Origin of the sequence: Nitrospira sp. (genome assembly GCA_024760545.1) — a bacterium.
Classification (GTDB): Bacteria; Nitrospirota; Nitrospiria; order Nitrospirales; family Nitrospiraceae; genus Nitrospira_D.
The window spans coordinates 198,216-214,716 of record CP060501.1; the positions used below are offsets into that span (position 1 = coordinate 198,216).

17 protein-coding genes are annotated in these 16,501 nt (G+C 54.5%); 6 read left to right on the top strand and 11 right to left on the bottom strand.

The features are described from left to right. Window positions 1–12: 12 nt before the first annotated feature. The gene (locus H8K03_00865; GenBank protein ID UVT20507.1) at window positions 13–204 is read right to left on the bottom strand and encodes a hypothetical protein; all 192 of its coding nucleotides are present in this window, start codon (window positions 202–204) and stop codon (window positions 13–15) included. A gap of 472 nt (window positions 205–676) precedes the next feature. Between H8K03_00865 and H8K03_00870 the strand changes: the two genes are divergently transcribed. Continuing rightward, window positions 677–1,003, top strand: coding sequence for a hypothetical protein (locus H8K03_00870; protein UVT20508.1), 327 nt, complete (start codon window positions 677–679; stop codon window positions 1,001–1,003). 82 nt (window positions 1,004–1,085) lie between these two features. On the opposite strand, the gene H8K03_00875 is transcribed toward H8K03_00870, so the two are convergent. After that, window positions 1,086–1,277 (bottom strand): hypothetical protein, encoded by a 192-nt coding sequence (locus H8K03_00875; GenBank protein UVT20509.1) that lies wholly within the window; start codon window positions 1,275–1,277, stop codon window positions 1,086–1,088. 596 nt (window positions 1,278–1,873) lie between these two features. Here H8K03_00875 and H8K03_00880 point away from each other — a divergent pair. Then, window positions 1,874–2,209 carry an RNA-binding protein gene (locus H8K03_00880; protein UVT20510.1) on the top strand — a complete coding sequence of 112 codons (336 nt, stop codon included), beginning with the start codon at window positions 1,874–1,876 and terminating at the stop codon, window positions 2,207–2,209. A gap of 707 nt (window positions 2,210–2,916) precedes the next feature. Here H8K03_00880 and H8K03_00885 read toward each other — a convergent pair. The 8 genes from H8K03_00885 to H8K03_00920 form a co-directional block, all read right to left on the bottom strand. Then, complete coding sequence (locus tag H8K03_00885; GenBank protein ID UVT20511.1) at window positions 2,917–3,417, bottom strand: hypothetical protein; 501 nt, start codon at window positions 3,415–3,417, stop codon at window positions 2,917–2,919. Window positions 3,418–3,593: 176 nt separating this feature from the next. Further along, entirely contained in the window at window positions 3,594–3,896 is a 303-nt protein-coding gene (locus H8K03_00890) for a hypothetical protein (GenBank protein ID UVT20512.1), read from the bottom strand. Window positions 3,897–4,038: 142 nt separating this feature from the next. After that, entirely contained in the window at window positions 4,039–4,332 is a 294-nt protein-coding gene (locus H8K03_00895) for a hypothetical protein (protein UVT20513.1), read from the bottom strand. A gap of 20 nt (window positions 4,333–4,352) precedes the next feature. Continuing rightward, the gene (locus H8K03_00900) at window positions 4,353–4,874 is read right to left on the bottom strand and encodes a hypothetical protein (GenBank protein UVT20514.1); all 522 of its coding nucleotides are present in this window, start codon (window positions 4,872–4,874) and stop codon (window positions 4,353–4,355) included. Between the two features lie 337 nt (window positions 4,875–5,211). After that, window positions 5,212–5,631 carry a c-type cytochrome gene (locus tag H8K03_00905; GenBank protein ID UVT20515.1) on the bottom strand — a complete coding sequence of 140 codons (420 nt, stop codon included), beginning with the start codon at window positions 5,629–5,631 and terminating at the stop codon, window positions 5,212–5,214. Between the two features lie 466 nt (window positions 5,632–6,097). Then, a complete protein-coding gene (locus tag H8K03_00910) occupies window positions 6,098–6,271 on the bottom strand; it encodes a hypothetical protein (protein UVT20516.1) in 174 nt (57 codons plus the stop codon). Between the two features lie 1,158 nt (window positions 6,272–7,429). Next, window positions 7,430–7,786 (bottom strand): hypothetical protein, encoded by a 357-nt coding sequence (locus H8K03_00915; protein ID UVT20517.1) that lies wholly within the window; start codon window positions 7,784–7,786, stop codon window positions 7,430–7,432. 439 nt (window positions 7,787–8,225) lie between these two features. Further along, window positions 8,226–9,524, bottom strand: coding sequence for an NAD(P)/FAD-dependent oxidoreductase (locus H8K03_00920; GenBank protein ID UVT20518.1), 1,299 nt, complete (start codon window positions 9,522–9,524; stop codon window positions 8,226–8,228). A gap of 279 nt (window positions 9,525–9,803) precedes the next feature. On the opposite strand from H8K03_00920, the gene H8K03_00925 reads away from it, so the two are divergent. Further along, the gene (locus tag H8K03_00925; GenBank protein ID UVT20519.1) at window positions 9,804–10,550 is read left to right on the top strand and encodes a hypothetical protein; all 747 of its coding nucleotides are present in this window, start codon (window positions 9,804–9,806) and stop codon (window positions 10,548–10,550) included. 53 nt (window positions 10,551–10,603) lie between these two features. Here H8K03_00925 and H8K03_00930 read toward each other — a convergent pair whose 3' ends face one another. Then, window positions 10,604–11,884: an NAD(P)/FAD-dependent oxidoreductase gene (locus H8K03_00930; protein ID UVT20520.1), complete on the bottom strand. Its 1,281-nt coding sequence runs from the start codon at window positions 11,882–11,884 to the stop codon at window positions 10,604–10,606. 243 nt (window positions 11,885–12,127) lie between these two features. Between H8K03_00930 and H8K03_00935 the strand changes: the two genes are divergently transcribed. The 3 genes from H8K03_00935 to H8K03_00945 all read left to right on the top strand — a co-directional run bounded on the left by H8K03_00935 (window position 12,128) and on the right by H8K03_00945 (window position 16,480). Then, window positions 12,128–14,521 (top strand): sigma 54-interacting transcriptional regulator, encoded by a 2,394-nt coding sequence (locus H8K03_00935; protein ID UVT20521.1) that lies wholly within the window; start codon window positions 12,128–12,130, stop codon window positions 14,519–14,521. A 29-nt stretch (window positions 14,522–14,550) separates the two neighbouring features. Next, window positions 14,551–15,909, top strand: a complete 1,359-nt coding sequence (locus tag H8K03_00940) for a hypothetical protein (protein UVT20522.1) — start codon at window positions 14,551–14,553, stop codon at window positions 15,907–15,909. Window positions 15,910–16,210: 301 nt separating this feature from the next. Then, window positions 16,211–16,480, top strand: coding sequence for a hypothetical protein (locus H8K03_00945; protein ID UVT20523.1), 270 nt, complete (start codon window positions 16,211–16,213; stop codon window positions 16,478–16,480). Window positions 16,481–16,501: the final 21 nt, after the last annotated feature.

Genomic DNA, 16,501 nt, shown 5'->3' on the forward strand with positions numbered 1-16,501 from the left:
ATATAGGGATTCTTAAGCCTTCTGCTTTCCGCGTTTGGTGTTGTCATAGACCAACTTTGCACGTTCCTTCTCTGACCAGAGTCGCACGCCATAGTCTTCTTGTAATTCCAACCTGGCTTTGTCGTCTCCCTTTCTCGCCTTGCGAAACAGACTCTGGCGATGCTCGTCTTCTTCCTCTTGATTTCCAGACCACGGGTGAGCCATCTCGATTCCTTTGTTGATGGTTACTCTTTCCGTGAGACTACCGTGATGGAGACGGGGTTGATAACGAGTGTGATCCCCAGCTCAAGGGGAGAAAAAGCGGAGTGAAAAGCGTAGTGAATGAAACCGGGAAATGGCGGTAAATCGCGGTAATTAACGGTAGACGGCGGTACTCACGAGAGCAGGGGAATCGCCAGTGTTTGAGCGGTGTTGCGAAGTTTCTCAGGGAGTTACGGCGCGGTGCTCAGGGCGAGTTAGCAAACCGTTGCCTTCGGCCACTCGGCCACCTCTCCCTGAGCGCCGCACGACTTATTCACCTTGTTGCTGACTTGTGGCCAAACCGTGGCAGAACTATCCTGGCCATAGGTTCTTCGTCCCCACCGCCATTGACACGCCCTGCTCAGCGGGGTAGCATTTTATACTTAGATCAGATACACATAGCCGTCCGCCGACTCTGTAACAAAGACCAACTGGCATGCTTCCTCTTCGTAAACAGATCAATGACTACTCCCGCTCGTGCGAGCATCTCATCGCTGCGGCCGCAGAGATCGATGCCATTCCGTTTACTCAAGACGAGATTGATTGGATCGTCTATTACACGACGGAGATGACCAGCCTGGTCGACCAGCTCGTGCGTAAATCTAAAACTCAGGTCCTACACGACCGGCAAACGATCCAAGAGTTCGCCGTTGCCTCCGAGGCGCTGTTCCTCACGAAAGGCCTTTCGGAAGGGGAGAGAGACAGCATCCGCCACTCGGTCTCCGATGTGACCACGAACATTCTGGATGAACAGGAGCGGTAAAAAGCGAAGCGATATTCGGGGAGACATCGTTAGGTATAGGGTGGGTAACCGGCAGGGTTCACAATTTTCCGTATCGGGATTCTCAAGCCTTCTTCTTACCGCGTTTGGGATTTTCATAAACCAACTTTGCACGTTCATGCTCTGACCAGAGTCGCACGCCATAGACGTCTTGTAATTCCAACCTGGCTTTCTCGTCGCCCTTTCTCGCCTTTCGAAACAGACCCTGGCGATGCACGTCTTCTTCTTCTTGACTCAGAGACCACCGTTGGGCCATTTCGACTCCTTGGTTGAGGGTTGCTCTTTCCGTGAGGGCGTCTTAAACGGAGGCGGGAGTAGACAGTCAGTCTGACCCTATTAAGGGGCTGCGTCAAGGAAAAGTGGAGTGAAAAGCGTAGTGAATTAATCCGGGAAATGGCGGTAAAGCGCGGTAATTAACGGTACACCGGGGTACTCACCAACGCAATAGAATCCACAATGTTTAAGCGGTCTTGCAAAGTTTATCAGGGAGTTATGTCGCGGTGCTCACGGCGAGTTAGCAAACTGTTGCCACTCGGCCACCTCTCCGCGCCGTACTGGATATGATTAGTCAATTGTGTGGGAGATATGCATTTTCGAACATCCGGCAACTTGTTCACGCCCAGGTCAGCGCGCACGTTGTAAACTCCCAACCCCTGTGTTACGGTTCCTTCGCCGTCGTACGGGCCTTGCGACGAAGCCGGTTTGAGAAAGGCTCGGATCATCGATGTTGCCTTGTCCGGGAATTCTGTCGGAAGTCAGACCTGAGTCGCCGTATTGCCCGCGTCTTCGGCCCGCTGCTTCCCTCCGTTCCTCCAGTTCAAGACAATGTCTTCATTCAAGGAGGAACTCCACATGGGTTCGAAGCTTTATGTCGGTGGGTTGCCGTATTCGGTGACCGAGCAGCAGTTGACCGAAACATTCGGAGCACATGGCACGGTGGCTTCGGCGAGGATCATCTCAGACAAGTTCACGGGACAGTCGCGTGGATTTGGTTTCGTGGAGATGTCCTCGGATGCTGAGGCGCAAGCCGCGATCACGGCACTTCATGGGACGGAGATGGGAGGCCGCACGTTAACGGTCAATGAAGCGAAACCCATGGAGCAGCGTTCTGGAGGTGGTGGTGGATTCGGTAGCGGCGGAGGCCGTCCAGGTGGCCGTAGTGGCGGTGGAAAGCGTGACCGCTGGTAGCGGGTGCTGCTAATAGGAACGGGGCTCTCCGGCCCATGCCTTCCTCAACCGCACCTCAATGGTATTACGCGGCGCGGGCCGGAATCTCCGCTGAAAACGGAAGGACGAGGTATTCAAACGGCGTGGGTAAGTACACTCTTTCCCGTTGGAGAAACTCAGCCGAGTATACCCTCCAAAATCCTTGATACTCCGTGATGCATCTAGAAGGCAAGCTTAGCATGCTGTGAGAGTTTCAAGCCTTTCGGTTACCGCGTTCGGCAGCATGTCGGGGATTTTCATAGACCAACTTTGCGCGTTCATGCTCTGACTATAGTCGCACGCCATAGACGTCTTGTAATTCCAACTTGGCTTTCTCGTCGCCCTTTCTCGCCTTTCGAAACAGACCCTGGCGATGCAGGTCTTCTTCTTGACTCAGAGACCACCGTTGGGCCATTTCGACTCCTTGGTTGAGGGTTGCTCTTTCCGTGAGGGCGTCTTACGGAGGCGGGAGTAGACGGTCGGTCTGACCCTATTAAGGGGCTGCGTCAAGGAAAGCGGAGTGAAAAGCGTAGTGAATTAATCTGGGAAATGGCGGTAAATCGAGGCAATTAACGGTAGACGGCGGTACGCACCACAGCAGGGAAATCGCCAGTGTTTAATAGGTCTTGCGAGGGTTTTCAGCAGGCTAGGTCAAGGCGGCCAACGCCATTGAGTAGTATGAGGAAGGATCAAGGCTTCGTTTTAAGATTCACTGTCAGGATGCATCCTGGCATCAGGGCTTCAACAATGTCTTGCTCTTCAGTTGGGAGCGCGACGGTTTCTACCTCAAGAGGCAACACGATATCTGGAAACGGCAGCGCACAGCGAGAAAAGTTCAAGAATAATATTTGTAACACTTCAGGTACGACGGGATTACTCGCCAACTCTTCGATGATCGTCAGCAGCATGCGACTTGGGAAGACGATTTGGTCGCTCGCAGTCCGACCGAATTGAATCGGTGATGGTTTCCGTCGAAGCTCATCATCATAGGGATCTGCCGGTAAGGGTGAAACGAGTAACAACGAGACCACCGGGCCCTGCGACGGAAGCACGATGAATCGACCCAATGCCACATCGCCATAGGCATTCAGATGGCCTTGGGACTGCAGAAGATTCATCACGTCAACGGCAAAGGCTTCCGCATTGTCCTGAGGTTCCACTAGGCCGTGTTCCACCAGGATCTCAGCCATGTGTGCAAACTCGCTCCCATAGCCGCGTTACTGTAAGGAACCATTTTCCGACCTTTGCGTGCCATTCTCGGCTCCTTCAACGCCGATCTATCAAGGAGAAGTCACGGGCATTCGCTCGCACTGGTGCGATAGTCGACAATGCCGCCGTCGGTGGAGAGTACGGATACGGAGCGAGGTTAGGCAGTCGGACTTTTCGAGAACACACTGATTTCGCCATGAGGTCCGACTTCCAGTCGCCGGTCTGGATTGGCGAGCAGCGAGGGAATCACCGTGGTGTCTATATACGGCTGTAGGTCTTCTACGGGTTGGACATTCTCCAGGAAGTCGCGATTGAATCGCAGTTGCCAGCTATGTCCGTCCTGATGCACGACAAACAACGTCAGGCGCTCGCCGACACTGATGTCGTCGGAGATTTGTTCCAGACAATCGAGGATGATTTGAATTCGAACGGGATCGACATCCTCCTCATGAGTGGTCATCGTTCCCTCCGCAGTCTGAACGTGAGGAACCCACGTGGTCGCGGTGATCTCCTTGCCGCATGCCCGCATACAATAGCATTCGAAGCGGCCTGATTGTTATCTAGGGAAAATACTAAATTCGGTGAAGAGGGTGGGCAGGAGATCAGGCTGGCACGGTGTCCCTCACGCTGAGGCCATCAGTCCCATAAAACGTTTGCATGCCTGGGTTCTGAACGATCAGTGAAATAGCCTCGGTTTCCATGAACGTTCGGAGTCGATCCAAGGGGAGAGCTTCCATGGCGGGACGGGAGAATCCAAACTGGAACGAGTGCGCGCCATCGTTAAAGACAAACCGATCTTGTTGAGGACTATGGGGAAGCACATCATGGAACCGCTGGGCAAGGCACTCTCGAATAAGGTGAATCTTCAGCTGAAGATCGTCTCGAGTAGGGCTCATGGTGCCCTCCATTGGGGCATTCAAGATTGGTTGCTGGATGAATGAGGAACGTGTGAATCAATTTCACCTTGCGCGACTTCCATTGCGGCAGCCTCTGCCTCGTCCCGAGTTGAGAAACTCCCGGTGGTACGGCCGGTGGCCCTCGATATTTGTGTCAGCCCGTGTTGGAGAATGGTGTACTCACAGATCCATGTTCCATCCTCTTGCTGGCCGGCTCTCAGCTTGATGGCGCGTCCGTTGTAGCTCGATTCCGTCACGGGGTTCTCCCGCGCTTGGTGCGCCTGTGAAACGGGGGCAGCTCCCGTTCCTGAACGTGAATCGATGATCGTTTTTGCCATCAACAGGGCGGCGGCTCTAGCCTCGCTCGAAGAAGGAAAACTGCTGTCTGTATAGCCCCTCGTGGACGGTGATTCGGAGATGACAAACTCAATGATGACATATTCACAGACCCATGTCCCATCATCCTGTCTATGAGGAGTCAACACAATCTGCAGGCTTTTATAGGTGTCCCTTGTTGGGCGAGAGTTGAGATCCTCCTCCATAGCACCTCCCAATTATGCGGATCTTCATAGTGGTCCACGGCTAAAAGCGACCAAGGCATCTAGTTGCCTTGGGTAGATGTGATAATTGATCGTTTACTCCCATTCTTGAGCTGGCGATTTCCCTAGTACGTTCGCGGTGGCAGGCGTAGGGCATTGGCAGATTTCATCGGTGTAAGCGCGCGTGCTCACGCAGGTGGGCATGACACAATGGAAAGAAAAGCGGGGAGTCGTGTGAAACTAAGGCTTAGTCGGTATCGATGAGAAGGTAGGTCCGTGTATATCGATCAGCGCTTTGCCTTCCGGCAGGGGATTTCAAATGGTCAAGTCGTCACGGTCTTTAACATCCGCCCGCTTTCAAAACTTCCAGATACTCAATCAGCAGTTGAATTTCATTTTCATAGAGCATGCCTCGGAACGGCGGCATGCCGGTTCCTGGAATGCCGTCTCGTATGGCGTTGTAGCGTGCCATGTCAGTGTGTAATCGTAAGACGGCGGGATTTCTCAAGTCTGTCGGCTTGGGATTGAGCTGCTCAACATCCGGAGTCACGTTGGTCTTTCCATCGGCGTCGGTGCCGTGGCATTCCCAGCAGACCGCACTTCCATTGAAAAGTTGTTTCCCCTTCTGGACCAACTCCATGTCATCGCTCTGGCATGCGTTGGCCTGTCCCGTGATGAACAGCAACACGACTACTATGGCAACGGTATGCATCAGCGAAGGACACTGACAGGTTTTGCCACGATATTCAAAACCCCACATCCGTAGTTGTCTTTACCAGTCGATGATGACTGACCGCTGCCCATGTTTTGCAAATGTGTTTTAGTCGGTCTTTTTTGGTCGTGGATGAATTTTACGAGCGGTAGCCTCTCCCAAGCCTGAGCCGAGTCACTCCAAGTCGCTCCAACATCATAACCTCATTTTGAGTGGGTTAGAAGATGCTGGACAGAAAATGCCGCAGTGAAGGCCTTCTCCGTCCGTCTGGTCATTCAAAATCGGAAAACGTGGGCACAGGCAAGGCACCTGACTCGGGTGGACTTTGAGACGTGGGGATTCCGCCACAACGCAGGCCGCGCAGGAGAAGCGTCATGCGCAGTTCACGGTGGCAACAAAATGGCTATTCCTCGCCATTCCCTCGTCACCGTTTTCCGCGCCCGGATCAGCAATACAACGTGCGGCCGCGTTGCGCGCTGAGTCGAAGTGCCTCAAGCTCCAAGTGAGGAGCGTCTTAGCGTGCGGCAACAGTTTGCGATTCTCGCGCAGACAGACTCTTGCGGCGATTATTGGAGATGGTGCGGTCGATAAGGGCGCCGCAATTGATGCATTTCCATGCATAGAAGACGAGAAAGAAATCCGAGAAGCGCTCCAACATCATCATCCCCTTGCACTTCGGACATTCCATCGATCCCTCCCAGGTGGTTACGTTCACAGCTGATGGAAATGGGAAGCAAGAGTTGCACCAAAATGTGCAATTGCAGAATGCCAATGATTTGGATGCTACGTAATTGCGCTTGCGTATAATGTCCAAAACATTGACGGTGTAAGAAAGGTTAATCCGTCAATGTTTTGTCGGCTTGCGCGGGGAAACAATCGTAGGAGTTCTCTCTTTGGCCATCCTTAGGGAGAATGAACAATGTCTGTAGGCGCAGCTTTGCGGAGCTTGGGCATGCAATTGAGTACGCGCAGTCTGAGTGATCGGTTGTCTTTCAGGAGCCGGATCATGAATCCGAAGCACTTTCGGAAAACGCTCAAGCGTGCAACAGAGGCAGCATGGTTATTGTGGGAATTGTCGGTTGAATCTTCAACGATCGAGAGCGGGAGCGTATAGCGAAGCTCAACGTGGCCTGGTCGTACGACGCCGCTGAGCGCCAGCATGTGCAAAGCTTTCCGTTTCTGTCTGGTTCGTTCTATGTGAGTTTGCAGGTGACGAAACGACATATGATGACCCTCGTTAGGATTGTTGGGTTACTCGCGCACCAACTGCCGCAACTCAGATCCACAGGATACTCTTGAAGTCCGAATCCAAACTTTTCGGATGGCCGCATTGACGGCAACGAACGAACAAGGTTGACTTGTTGGATGGGCCCGACGCTCGAAGAACAAGTTGATAGGTCTTCCCTCCACAGAAGAGGCACGCCTTTCCATGAACTTCCTGTCGGATAGGTCTTGTCGTGCCAGGTTGTTTTTCCATTGTCATCCCTCCTGGTCATCCGTTGCGTTGCAATCGATCTGGCGTCAGGATATGCCTCGTAAGATGTGCCGAAAATACCGTGGAGGTAGGATGATACGAACCAAAGAGGGATACTCGATTCCACGTACTTGTCATGGTGCAGGCATAGGGGCTCAGCATAGTCGATAAGCAAAATGGATGGAGACTGAGGAAGATGGGATTATGGGTGAAGGTAGGCTTCCTCTGGAGGGAGAGAAAGCCTTTTGCCGCCCATGGGTGGGCACTCCACAAGCAGCGACCTTCACCCAAGTAATACTTCATCAAACGTTTGCGTCGACAACAAGGTAGTAATTTCCCTAGGTGACCGGGATCTGAGTTGGGCATCGACTTTCATGCGCGAATCAAGATTTGCTCGATCATCTTGAGTGAAGAAGATGCGGAGTGCCCTTCAGAAGCTACGAACTGCTTGAGCCTCGCCTTGTCCTTGGGTGAGACTGCGAGAATGTCGACTTTGATCCAGTGATTCTTGACCCATTGAATTTCCGCCAGCTCGATATAGATGTGTGAGCTTTCATCGGGGAACCACAGGCGAAGCTTGACATAGTCACCCGGACGAATTTTTTCAGGGTTTGAGATAGTTGGGGGAGAAGACGATAGTTCATAGATGCATCCGTCCCCCCTCAAATCCTCCGATCCCTTTGAAAGAATGCAGTCGATCTCGATTCTGGAGAGTAGTCCTGGAGACATGTTGCTTCCTCTTTAAGGGAATGCTGACTGTCATCGCACGGTAATATGGGAGTGGGAGTTCGAGCTACTACCCTGGTAGGTGGCAAGACCCAACTAATGAGGGCGACACCATTTTGGATCGATCGACACTCAAGCGCGGAGTTAAGCAAGATAGCTATTTAGATGCTGCCTCCAGATTTATAAATTAAACTAAGACATTATGTATATCTCTTAAATATCTTATATATAAATGTTTAATACATATTATAAATTAGATATAAAACCGAGACGGTTTAAGCCAGCAATAGGTTAATCGGAGATGAATGCCGTGAGCTTTCTCGGGGTATACCTGATGACTGTCACCGAATATCTATATCAAGATGGTTTGTCGGAGACTGGAGGGAGAATCAAACACGAAAGAAGTGGCTGTACGCGGTGGGGTGCCCCCACGTGACTGTCGTCATGCGGCTTTGACCCTTGGACGTGCCTCCTCTGTCCGCATCGATATACCTTGAGGTTCTTCCTGCCGCCCAAAAAGCAACTTTGCTCCTGGTTTGAAGGTGAGATAGTACCATGTCCATTCAGACATCACTCGTACTCTGTTTCTGAATCCAATAAGGAAGAAAATGTGGACCACGCACCAGAGTGTCCAGGCTAGGAGTCCTGATGCACGGACCGGCCCGATCTGGGCGACGGCTTGGGCTCGGCCGATCGTGGCCAACATACCGCGGTCTACATAAGCAAAAGGCGAACGTTGGTCGGGCTGAACCTCCTCATTGATTAATCTAGAGACATACTGCCCCTCACTCATGGCGACTGGAGCGATTCCCGGTAAAGGTTTGCCGTCGCGGCCAGCGCAATGGGCAGCGTCACCGATGACGAAGATCCAGGGATCATCCGGAATCGTCAAATCCGCTCGGACCTTGACTCGACCGCATGAATCCTGAGGGACTGCCAAGGTGTTCAGAAGAGGTGATGCTTTATTCCCGGCTGCCCAGATGACATTGGCGGAGGGGACCCATTCAGTGCCGACCATCACCCCGTCGGAGCGGACCGCGCTCACCGGGTTGTTCAGCATGACTGTCACACCCATACGTTCGAGCACACCAAGGGCTTTTGCCGACAGCTTGGCATCGAATCCCGGCAGAATACGCGGGCCGGCTTCCACGAGGATGATCGAGAGATCCTCAAGGCGTAAGTGAGGATAATCCGGCCCCATCGCTTTTCTCCCGATCTCGATGAGCGAGCCGGCCAACTCGACTCCTGTCGGACCTCCTCCAACGATGACGAACGTGAGGCGATTCTGTGCCCCGGTCTCGGCTCGTTGCCGTTCCGCCTCTTCAAATGCAAGTAACATCCGCTCGCGCAAATGGACGGCATCAGCCATGGTCTTGAGTCCAGGAGCCAACGCTTCCCACTCATCGTGTCCGAAATACGCGTGACGCGATCCGGGAGCGACAATCAACGCGTCAAAGGCAATCGGCGCGCTTTCCCGGAGACGGACCGTTCGAGCCGCCCGATCGATTGCCAGCACGTTGTCCATGACCACGCGGACGTTGGGCTGTGAACGAAAGAGTGTGCGCAACGGCCAGGCGATGTCGCTTGGAGACAGGGCGGCGGTGGCGACTTGATAGAGCAGCGGTTGAAAGACGTGGTGATTCGTTCGGTCGATCAGGACCACGTCGACGTCACGCAGGAAACGTGCGGCCGTCATGCCGCCAAACCCGCCCCCGATAATGACGACACGCTTTCGAGTCATTGGATGAAATAAAACGGCAGGCTCAATCAAGGATCAACCATCCCGGATTAGGCTGTAAATCACGCCACGTGCCAAACAGAACTGTGTCAAATGCTTCCTTGACATCTGCTGATTCACCTTCTCTCTAAGAATCGGTCGGTCTTGTGTTTTCTTGAGTCCATCAAGCGCCGCACAGCAGATGTCCTAGCGGTAAGGATCGGCGCTGCTACACTTACTTCATCAGCTTGGGGCTCTCACCGGAGTGGCCTCATGCGAATGAGGATGAAGGAGCCAGAATTCATGGATGCCAAGGACAGTCATGCGATTGGGATGATCGTTGCCAGTAGTCTTGTAGCGGCATATTTCATGATGGTGGCCTGTTCAGGCAGCTACTACACGGCAAACCTGAACGGCGGGAAGAAGGTCTATCGCGTCGACGATCATGGCGCCAAGACGCTCGTGTATGAGATCGACCAGAATGGGAAAACCACTATTCACGACGCGGACGATCCGGTGGCAAAACGGCAGGCAGCAGCCCAAGAAATGGAAGAACAATTCAGCGTGAGAAGGACTGAACAACTGGCGCAACTGAATCGTGCTCCGAGACGGCAACCGAACGATCCCATTTATGTGAACCTCGTTCCGGCGGTGTTGGATGGACAGATGCAGAAGGCCGAGCGAACAAAAGGCGCGGTGGAGCAGCAGATTCGAAGCGAACTTGCCGCCGATCCCATCATCAAGCTCCTCGAAGATAATCGGAATCGATCAGGTCTGTTGAAACCGCATGTGTTGTCCGGCGCCGACGTCGAGGTGTCTCCAAAAGTATCGCTAAGGGAGGCCCACGGGATCGATCGGAAGACGGGAAAGCCGGGCAAGACGTTGGCCGTGGTGTTTGAGGCGACGATCACCTCGGAAGCCTTTCCGGCCACATACAAGGTATCCGAGTCCGGTCACGTCCTGCGGAACCTGGAAATTTCCAAGCGCTTCGCGAAACAGGTCAAGCAAGTCATCCTCGAAAAGATCGGTCCTAACATCCCGGCCCATTGAACAGACGGTTCCCTTACGCATCGTGAAACAGGAGTCCGGGCGTCTCAATCGGGTTAGCGATTGGAATGATCTTTCGGCGATGGGGTACGGGAAACCTTAGGCCGGTCAAACAGCAACCTCGCCCCTGGTTTGAAGGTCAGGTAGTACCAGACCCATTCCAACATCACCCGTATTCGATTCCGAAAGCCAATCAGGAAGAAGATGTGGACGATGCACCACAGTATCCAGGCAAGGAGCCCTGAGGCACGGATAGGACCGATTTGCGCCACGGCTTGTGCGCGCCCGATTGTGGCCAGCATGCCACGGTCTGCATAGACAAAGGGCGGGCGCTGTTCCAGATCGACGTCACGATCGATGAGATCGGCAACATATCGCCCCTGTTGCATGGCGACGGGTGCCAGACCCGGCAATGGTTTCCCATCAGCACCCACACAATGTGCGGCATCACCGATGATGAAGATCCAGGGATCCTCGGAGATCGTCAGATCCGGCCGAACCTTGACCCGACCGGGAGCGTCCTGAGGGACTGAAAGCGTCTGTAGAAGAGGCGAAGCCCGATTGCCTGCCGCCCAGATGATGTTTGTCGAAGGCACCCATTCGTTGTTGATTGTCACGCCGTCGGCACGAATCGCGCTCACAGGGCTGTTCAGCTTAATCGTCACTCCCATACGTTCGAGCGCCTTTGCGGCTTTTGCCGAGAGTGCGGTGTCGAAGCCGGGAAGAATGCGGGAGCCGCCTTCCACGAGCATGACGGAAAGGTCATCGAGCCGCAAGGTCGGAAAGTCGGGCCCCATGGCTTTTCGCCCAATCTCGGCCAGGGCCCCAGCCAACTCCACTCCTGTCGGACCTCCTCCGATGATCACGAAGGTAATTCGATCTTGCTTGTCCGTGGCCACTCTTCGTCGTTCAGCCTCCTCAAACGCAAGCAACATCTTCTCACGCAGCTGAACCGCGTCGGTCATTGTTTTGAGCCCCGGCGCAAACTCCTCCCACTCATTGTGTCCAAAGTAGGCGTGTCGCGATCCAGGAGCGACCACGAGGACGTCAAACGCGATCGGCGGGCTCTCCCGGAGGTGAACCAGGCGAGCCACTCGATCGATCGACAGTACCTCGTCCAGCACCACTCGGACATTCGGTTGGGAACGAAAGACCGTCCGCAACGGCCATGCGATATCGCCAGGAGATAATGCGGCGGTGGCGACTTGGTAGAGCAGCGGTTGGAATAGGTGGTGATTCGTGCGGTCAATCAGTATGACGTCGGCACGATGAATGGCGCGGGCCGCCGTCAGACCTCCAAACCCGCCCCCAATGATGACGACTTGCTTGCGATTCATAAGATGGGATGAAAAGTCAGGCTACGTGTCTCAGAGGACCGTGTCAACGGTGAAGAACAACTCCCACTCGAACGGAGATTCCGTTACAGCCCGCTGCACGGTCCGTGGCGCACGGCCGGCTGCTCCTCCGCCGAGTGCACTTGACCTGGGACGCAGTCGCTCACGTTGCCACCTTTTCCCTCCCGGTGATACACTTTGAACCCGTGATTCTTCTACTCGCCATCCTGCCGCCGGATGAGTACGATGTCGCCCTCCGAACCTGAACCTGTTCCGCTCCACCCCGTCGACGAGACGGCGGGAACCGGGGCGCTCATCCGTAGAATCCTCGAAGGGGTCGGAGCGAGTGTCGGCGAGCACTTCTTTCCATCGCTCGTGGAGCAACTGGCGATCGCGCTGGAGGCCGACTATGTCTACATTTCGGAACTGACAGAGGACGGTACCACCTTTAGATCCAAGGCAGGGTGGGGGAAAGGCCGGGTATTGCCGACTTTCGAAGTTCCCTCCAATGGTCCCTGCGAAACCGTGCTCACAAAAAAATGTGTTCATCATCCCGATGCCCTCCGCAGCCTCTATCCTCATGTGCGGTTAATCCAGGATATCGGTGTCGACAGTTATTGCGGTGTCCCGGTTGTCGATTCATTGAACCGCGTCGTGGGCCATCTGGCCATCATGAACTCGAAGCCGATGCCGGACCACGTGGGCCCCACTTCGGTTCTGGGCATCTTCGCTGTTCGCGCTGCGGCGGAATTCGAACGGTTGCGTTACGAACAGACCTTGAGGAAGAGCGATCTGACGCTCCGTAAGATTGACGAAGGAACCGCGGCAGCCACCGGAGCCGCCTTTTTCCCGTCGTTGGTGAAAAATCTGGCCGAAGCACTGCAGGTGAAATACGCCTTCGTGTCCAAATTCGTTGAGGAGACTCGCACGCGCGTCAGAACCTTGGCCTTCTGGAAAGGGGACGGGTTTCTCGATAATTTCGAGTACGACCTGCTCCACACGCCTTGTGAGCGCGTGCTGGCCGGTGAGGTCTGTTTGTTCCCCGAAAAGGTTCAAGACCTGTTTCCGGAACACCGGGAAGACTTGGCGAAACTGGGCGTGGAGAGCTATCTGGCGATTCCTGTCGTAGATCGCGCAGGGGGAGTGATGGGACATCTGGCGGTGATGGACACCAACCCGATGCGTGACGATCCACGGGTTCTCTCGGTCTTCAAGATTTTCGGCGTTCGGGCCGGCGCCGAACTCGAGCGAGAACGAATGGCGGCCCAACTGAAAGACAATGAGGAGCGACTACGCGATCTCTTCGACGAGGCGCCCATTGCCTATGTCAACGAAGGCTTGGATTCTAAGTTCATTAGGGCGAACAAAACGGCCTTGAGAACGTTGGGGATCACACCGGATCAGGTTGAAGGCACCTACGGCGCGTCCTTCATTCCTGACACACCGGATGCGCAGCGCCGTTTGAAAGATGCCTTCGAGTCCATTGGCAAGGGCATCGACACGAGCGGGGTCGTGCTCGAATTGCGCCGGAAGGATAACGGTCAGCCTCTGTGGATCAGATGGTGGTCGAGGCCGGACCCTACCGGCACCTACACTCGCACCATGTTTATCGATATTACCGAACAAGTGCTGATGGAACAGGAGAAAGCGCGGCTCGAGGCCGCCAATGTGTACTTGCAAGAAGAAATCAAGGGGAGCCATAACTTTGAAGAGTTGATTGGCTCATCGACTTCACTGAAGAAAGTACTCAAAGGCGCCGAGCGGGTTGCGCCGACTGATTCCACCGTGCTGATCACCGGCGAAACCGGAACCGGCAAGGAGCTGATCGCCCGGGCCATCCATAACTTAAGCCCGCGGAAGGACCGGCCCCTAGTCAAGGTCAATTGTGCGGCTATCCCCGGCGGGTTGATTGAAAGCGAGCTGTTCGGTCATGAAAAAGGAGCCTTTACCGGAGCTTTGACCAGGAAGATGGGCCGTTTCGAGGTAGCCGATAGAGGAACGATCTTTCTCGACGAAATCGGTGAACTCCCGCTCGACCTGCAACCCAAACTGTTACGTGTCTTGCAGGAGGGTGAGTTTGAGCGAGTCGGGGGAACACAGACCTTTAGAGTGAACGTGCGTGTGATCGCCGCCACAAATCGGAACCTTGAGCAACTCTCGAAATCGGGCCATTACCGGCTCGACCTCTACTATCGCCTGAACGTGTTCCCGATTCATGTGCCCTCCTTGCACGAGCGAGAGGGAGACATTCCGTTGCTGGCCCAATATTTTGTCCGAAAACATGCGACCCGCCTCGGAAAGAACATTACCCATATCCCAGAGCGAATGATGACGGCATTGCAACGCTACCGGTGGCCGGGAAACATCCGCGAACTCGAGCATGTCATCGAGCGAGCGGTCATTTTGAGCGAAGGCTCGGAACTGGAACCGATCGACTGGCTTTCACCCGTGGGTGGGAAAGCATTCGGCAACGGGCAAGCACTCACGCTCGAAGAGATTGAACGGCAGCATATCGTCGAAATTCTGGAGCAAACCAGTTGGCGCGTGAGCGGCCCTAAGGGCGCGGCGGCAATTCTTGGATTGAAACCCACTACGCTCGAAGCCCGCATGAAGAAATTGGGGATCAACCGTCCTGCATAAGCCAGTGACGATTGCTTTTCGCTAATAAGATGAGAGTCCGTACGCCGATTCTGTTCGTAGCCCATGTCACATTTTATCTCAGTGTGCTTGCAGTGCTGTCGTCGTTCAGCATTCCGACGACCGCTGTCGCGCAGGTCCAGTGCTGGACCCCGCGTCAGGACGAAGGACCGGTCACCGACAAACGATGGGCGCGGTACTTCAAAGCCATGAGCGCCGCCGAAGCTATTGTGAAACAATCACGCGAACTCATGGATTCACCGGTCCCGGTTCGCATGCGGACCACGATGGCGGCCAGCCCGCATAGCCTATGGAACTCACGCTTGTTCATGCGTGCCTATCCGGAGCAGACGTCGGTGGGTATCAAAATCTGGGAGGGGGACTGCAGGGTCAACCCTCAGGCGGACCGAGTGGATGGATCGATCGGGAGAGTCAGTGTGTATTTCAACTATCTGTCCAAAGAGATGTTCATGGGTTCCGACGACATCCCGAAACGGACCGGTACCGTGGCCGGCTATCCCGACTATGGCGGATGGGTGCTAATTTCCAAGCAGGAGCGGCTCCCATGGATTCCTCAAACACTCGGGGATCGGCTTGATCGCCTTGGCGCCTCGCGCGAAAAGGCCATGGCCGATTGGCACAGGGGTAAGGCTGTGCGCAAAGCACCCGATCGGGCGATGGTTGAACGCACTGCGGCACTGCTGAGAAGGAACGATCCGGCCGGTGCCGATAACTACATGGAGAACATGAGGCGGCTTACCGCAGACGTCCAAGCCGCGCAGGCCAGGGATGCGGCGCGGGATGCATACCTCTCGAAATTGCTCAGTGAATACCGAACCTACCGGGCATCGTTCACCGCCGAGCAGCTTGCCAAGCCGGCGATGTGGGCCGATCCGGAGGACTCGGCCCGTAAGGCGCTTGAGGCCCGTATTGCCACGATACAAGAGCTGAGCACGGACGACCGACGAAGAGTGGACGAGGCACTGGCTCAAAGTTTTGCGCTGGACCGGGAAGCGGTGGCAGCAGGGAATGCCGGCAACCATGCGGAGGCACAACGACTGCGAGCTCAAGCCAACAGCTTGTCGATGGAAGCTGAACTGGTTCGCAAGGACCACATGGAACGTGCCGCCATGCAGGCTGAGGAATTACGAGACGCCTTTGAATTGAACAGCCTGAAACCTGGCACCATAGATCAGGCACTCGCCTTCAAGATGGATCCGGCCTTCCCGGATCGGAGCAAACCAGGAAAGATACAAGTCATCGCCGTCTTTGTCCCCACATTTACCGAAGACGATGTGTACAATCGGCCTGAATTGGCCCAGCGCAAGGCTTGGTTGGACCAGGTCAAATCCTCAATCGACTACGCGTCGCTCGCAGCGCTCTTGGACTGATGGACTTCGAGAAAAGCAAAGCGGCGAGCTCGGTATGGCGTGCTACTTCAACCCTGGCTGCAACCCTATAATCTAAGTCACGGTCTTCTCCCTCGACTCACCGTAGATTTTCCCATTATGCCGTGATGATCCCAATATTTTGGGAATACCCATTCCTGTGATTTTCGATCCTGCGCGAAGTTCCCACTAAAAATCATAATTCATTCCATCACTTAGCACGACCTCTGGCCGTATCCGCGGCATGGCATTGCGGTTGCTCAATAGCCGGCATCAGGCCACAGCTGAAGGAGACCGGAAGACGATGCTGAAGATCACAAAAATAGAGGAGAACAGGCGAGACGTGCTTTTCAAACTGGAAGGAAAAGTCACGGAGCAATGGGCGGCGCTGCTTGAGGGTGAATGTCGTTCGTATCTTCGAAAGAAGAAGGCGGTGCGTTTGGATTGTTCGAATGTCGACTACATCGATGCGAATGGAATCGAGGTCATCAACAACTTATTGAGGACAAACGTGACCCTCAGGGGCACCCCGTCATTCGTCACGGAGTTGCTTCAAATTGGAGACCGATCATGAATACAGCCACTGGAACTCTGA

Excerpts from the sequence above, each read along its gene's own strand:
- H8K03_00890 (UVT20512.1), bottom strand. The coding sequence starts at position 3,896 with ATGACCACTCATGAGGAGGATGTCGATCCCGTTCGAATTCAAATCATC.
- H8K03_00920 (UVT20518.1), bottom strand. The coding sequence starts at position 9,524 with ATGACTCGAAAGCGTGTCGTCATTATCGGGGGCGGGTTTGGCGGCATG.
- H8K03_00945 (UVT20523.1), top strand. The coding sequence starts at position 16,211 with ATGCTGAAGATCACAAAAATAGAGGAGAACAGGCGAGACGTGCTTTTC.
- H8K03_00905 (UVT20515.1), bottom strand. The coding sequence starts at position 5,631 with ATGTGGGGTTTTGAATATCGTGGCAAAACCTGTCAGTGTCCTTCGCTG.
- H8K03_00885 (UVT20511.1), bottom strand. The coding sequence starts at position 3,417 with ATGGCTGAGATCCTGGTGGAACACGGCCTAGTGGAACCTCAGGACAAT.
- H8K03_00935 (UVT20521.1), top strand. The coding sequence starts at position 12,128 with ATGTCGCCCTCCGAACCTGAACCTGTTCCGCTCCACCCCGTCGACGAG.
- H8K03_00880 (UVT20510.1), top strand. The coding sequence starts at position 1,874 with ATGGGTTCGAAGCTTTATGTCGGTGGGTTGCCGTATTCGGTGACCGAG.
- H8K03_00865 (UVT20507.1), bottom strand. The coding sequence starts at position 204 with ATGGCTCACCCGTGGTCTGGAAATCAAGAGGAAGAAGACGAGCATCGC.
- H8K03_00875 (UVT20509.1), bottom strand. The coding sequence starts at position 1,277 with ATGGCCCAACGGTGGTCTCTGAGTCAAGAAGAAGAAGACGTGCATCGC.
- H8K03_00925 (UVT20519.1), top strand. The coding sequence starts at position 9,804 with ATGGATGCCAAGGACAGTCATGCGATTGGGATGATCGTTGCCAGTAGT.
- H8K03_00900 (UVT20514.1), bottom strand. The coding sequence starts at position 4,874 with ATGGAGGAGGATCTCAACTCTCGCCCAACAAGGGACACCTATAAAAGC.
- H8K03_00910 (UVT20516.1), bottom strand. The coding sequence starts at position 6,271 with ATGGAATGTCCGAAGTGCAAGGGGATGATGATGTTGGAGCGCTTCTCG.
- H8K03_00940 (UVT20522.1), top strand. The coding sequence starts at position 14,551 with ATGAGAGTCCGTACGCCGATTCTGTTCGTAGCCCATGTCACATTTTAT.
- H8K03_00895 (UVT20513.1), bottom strand. The coding sequence starts at position 4,332 with ATGAGCCCTACTCGAGACGATCTTCAGCTGAAGATTCACCTTATTCGA.
- H8K03_00870 (UVT20508.1), top strand. The coding sequence starts at position 677 with ATGCTTCCTCTTCGTAAACAGATCAATGACTACTCCCGCTCGTGCGAG.
- H8K03_00915 (UVT20517.1), bottom strand. The coding sequence starts at position 7,786 with ATGTCTCCAGGACTACTCTCCAGAATCGAGATCGACTGCATTCTTTCA.
- H8K03_00930 (UVT20520.1), bottom strand. The coding sequence starts at position 11,884 with ATGAATCGCAAGCAAGTCGTCATCATTGGGGGCGGGTTTGGAGGTCTG.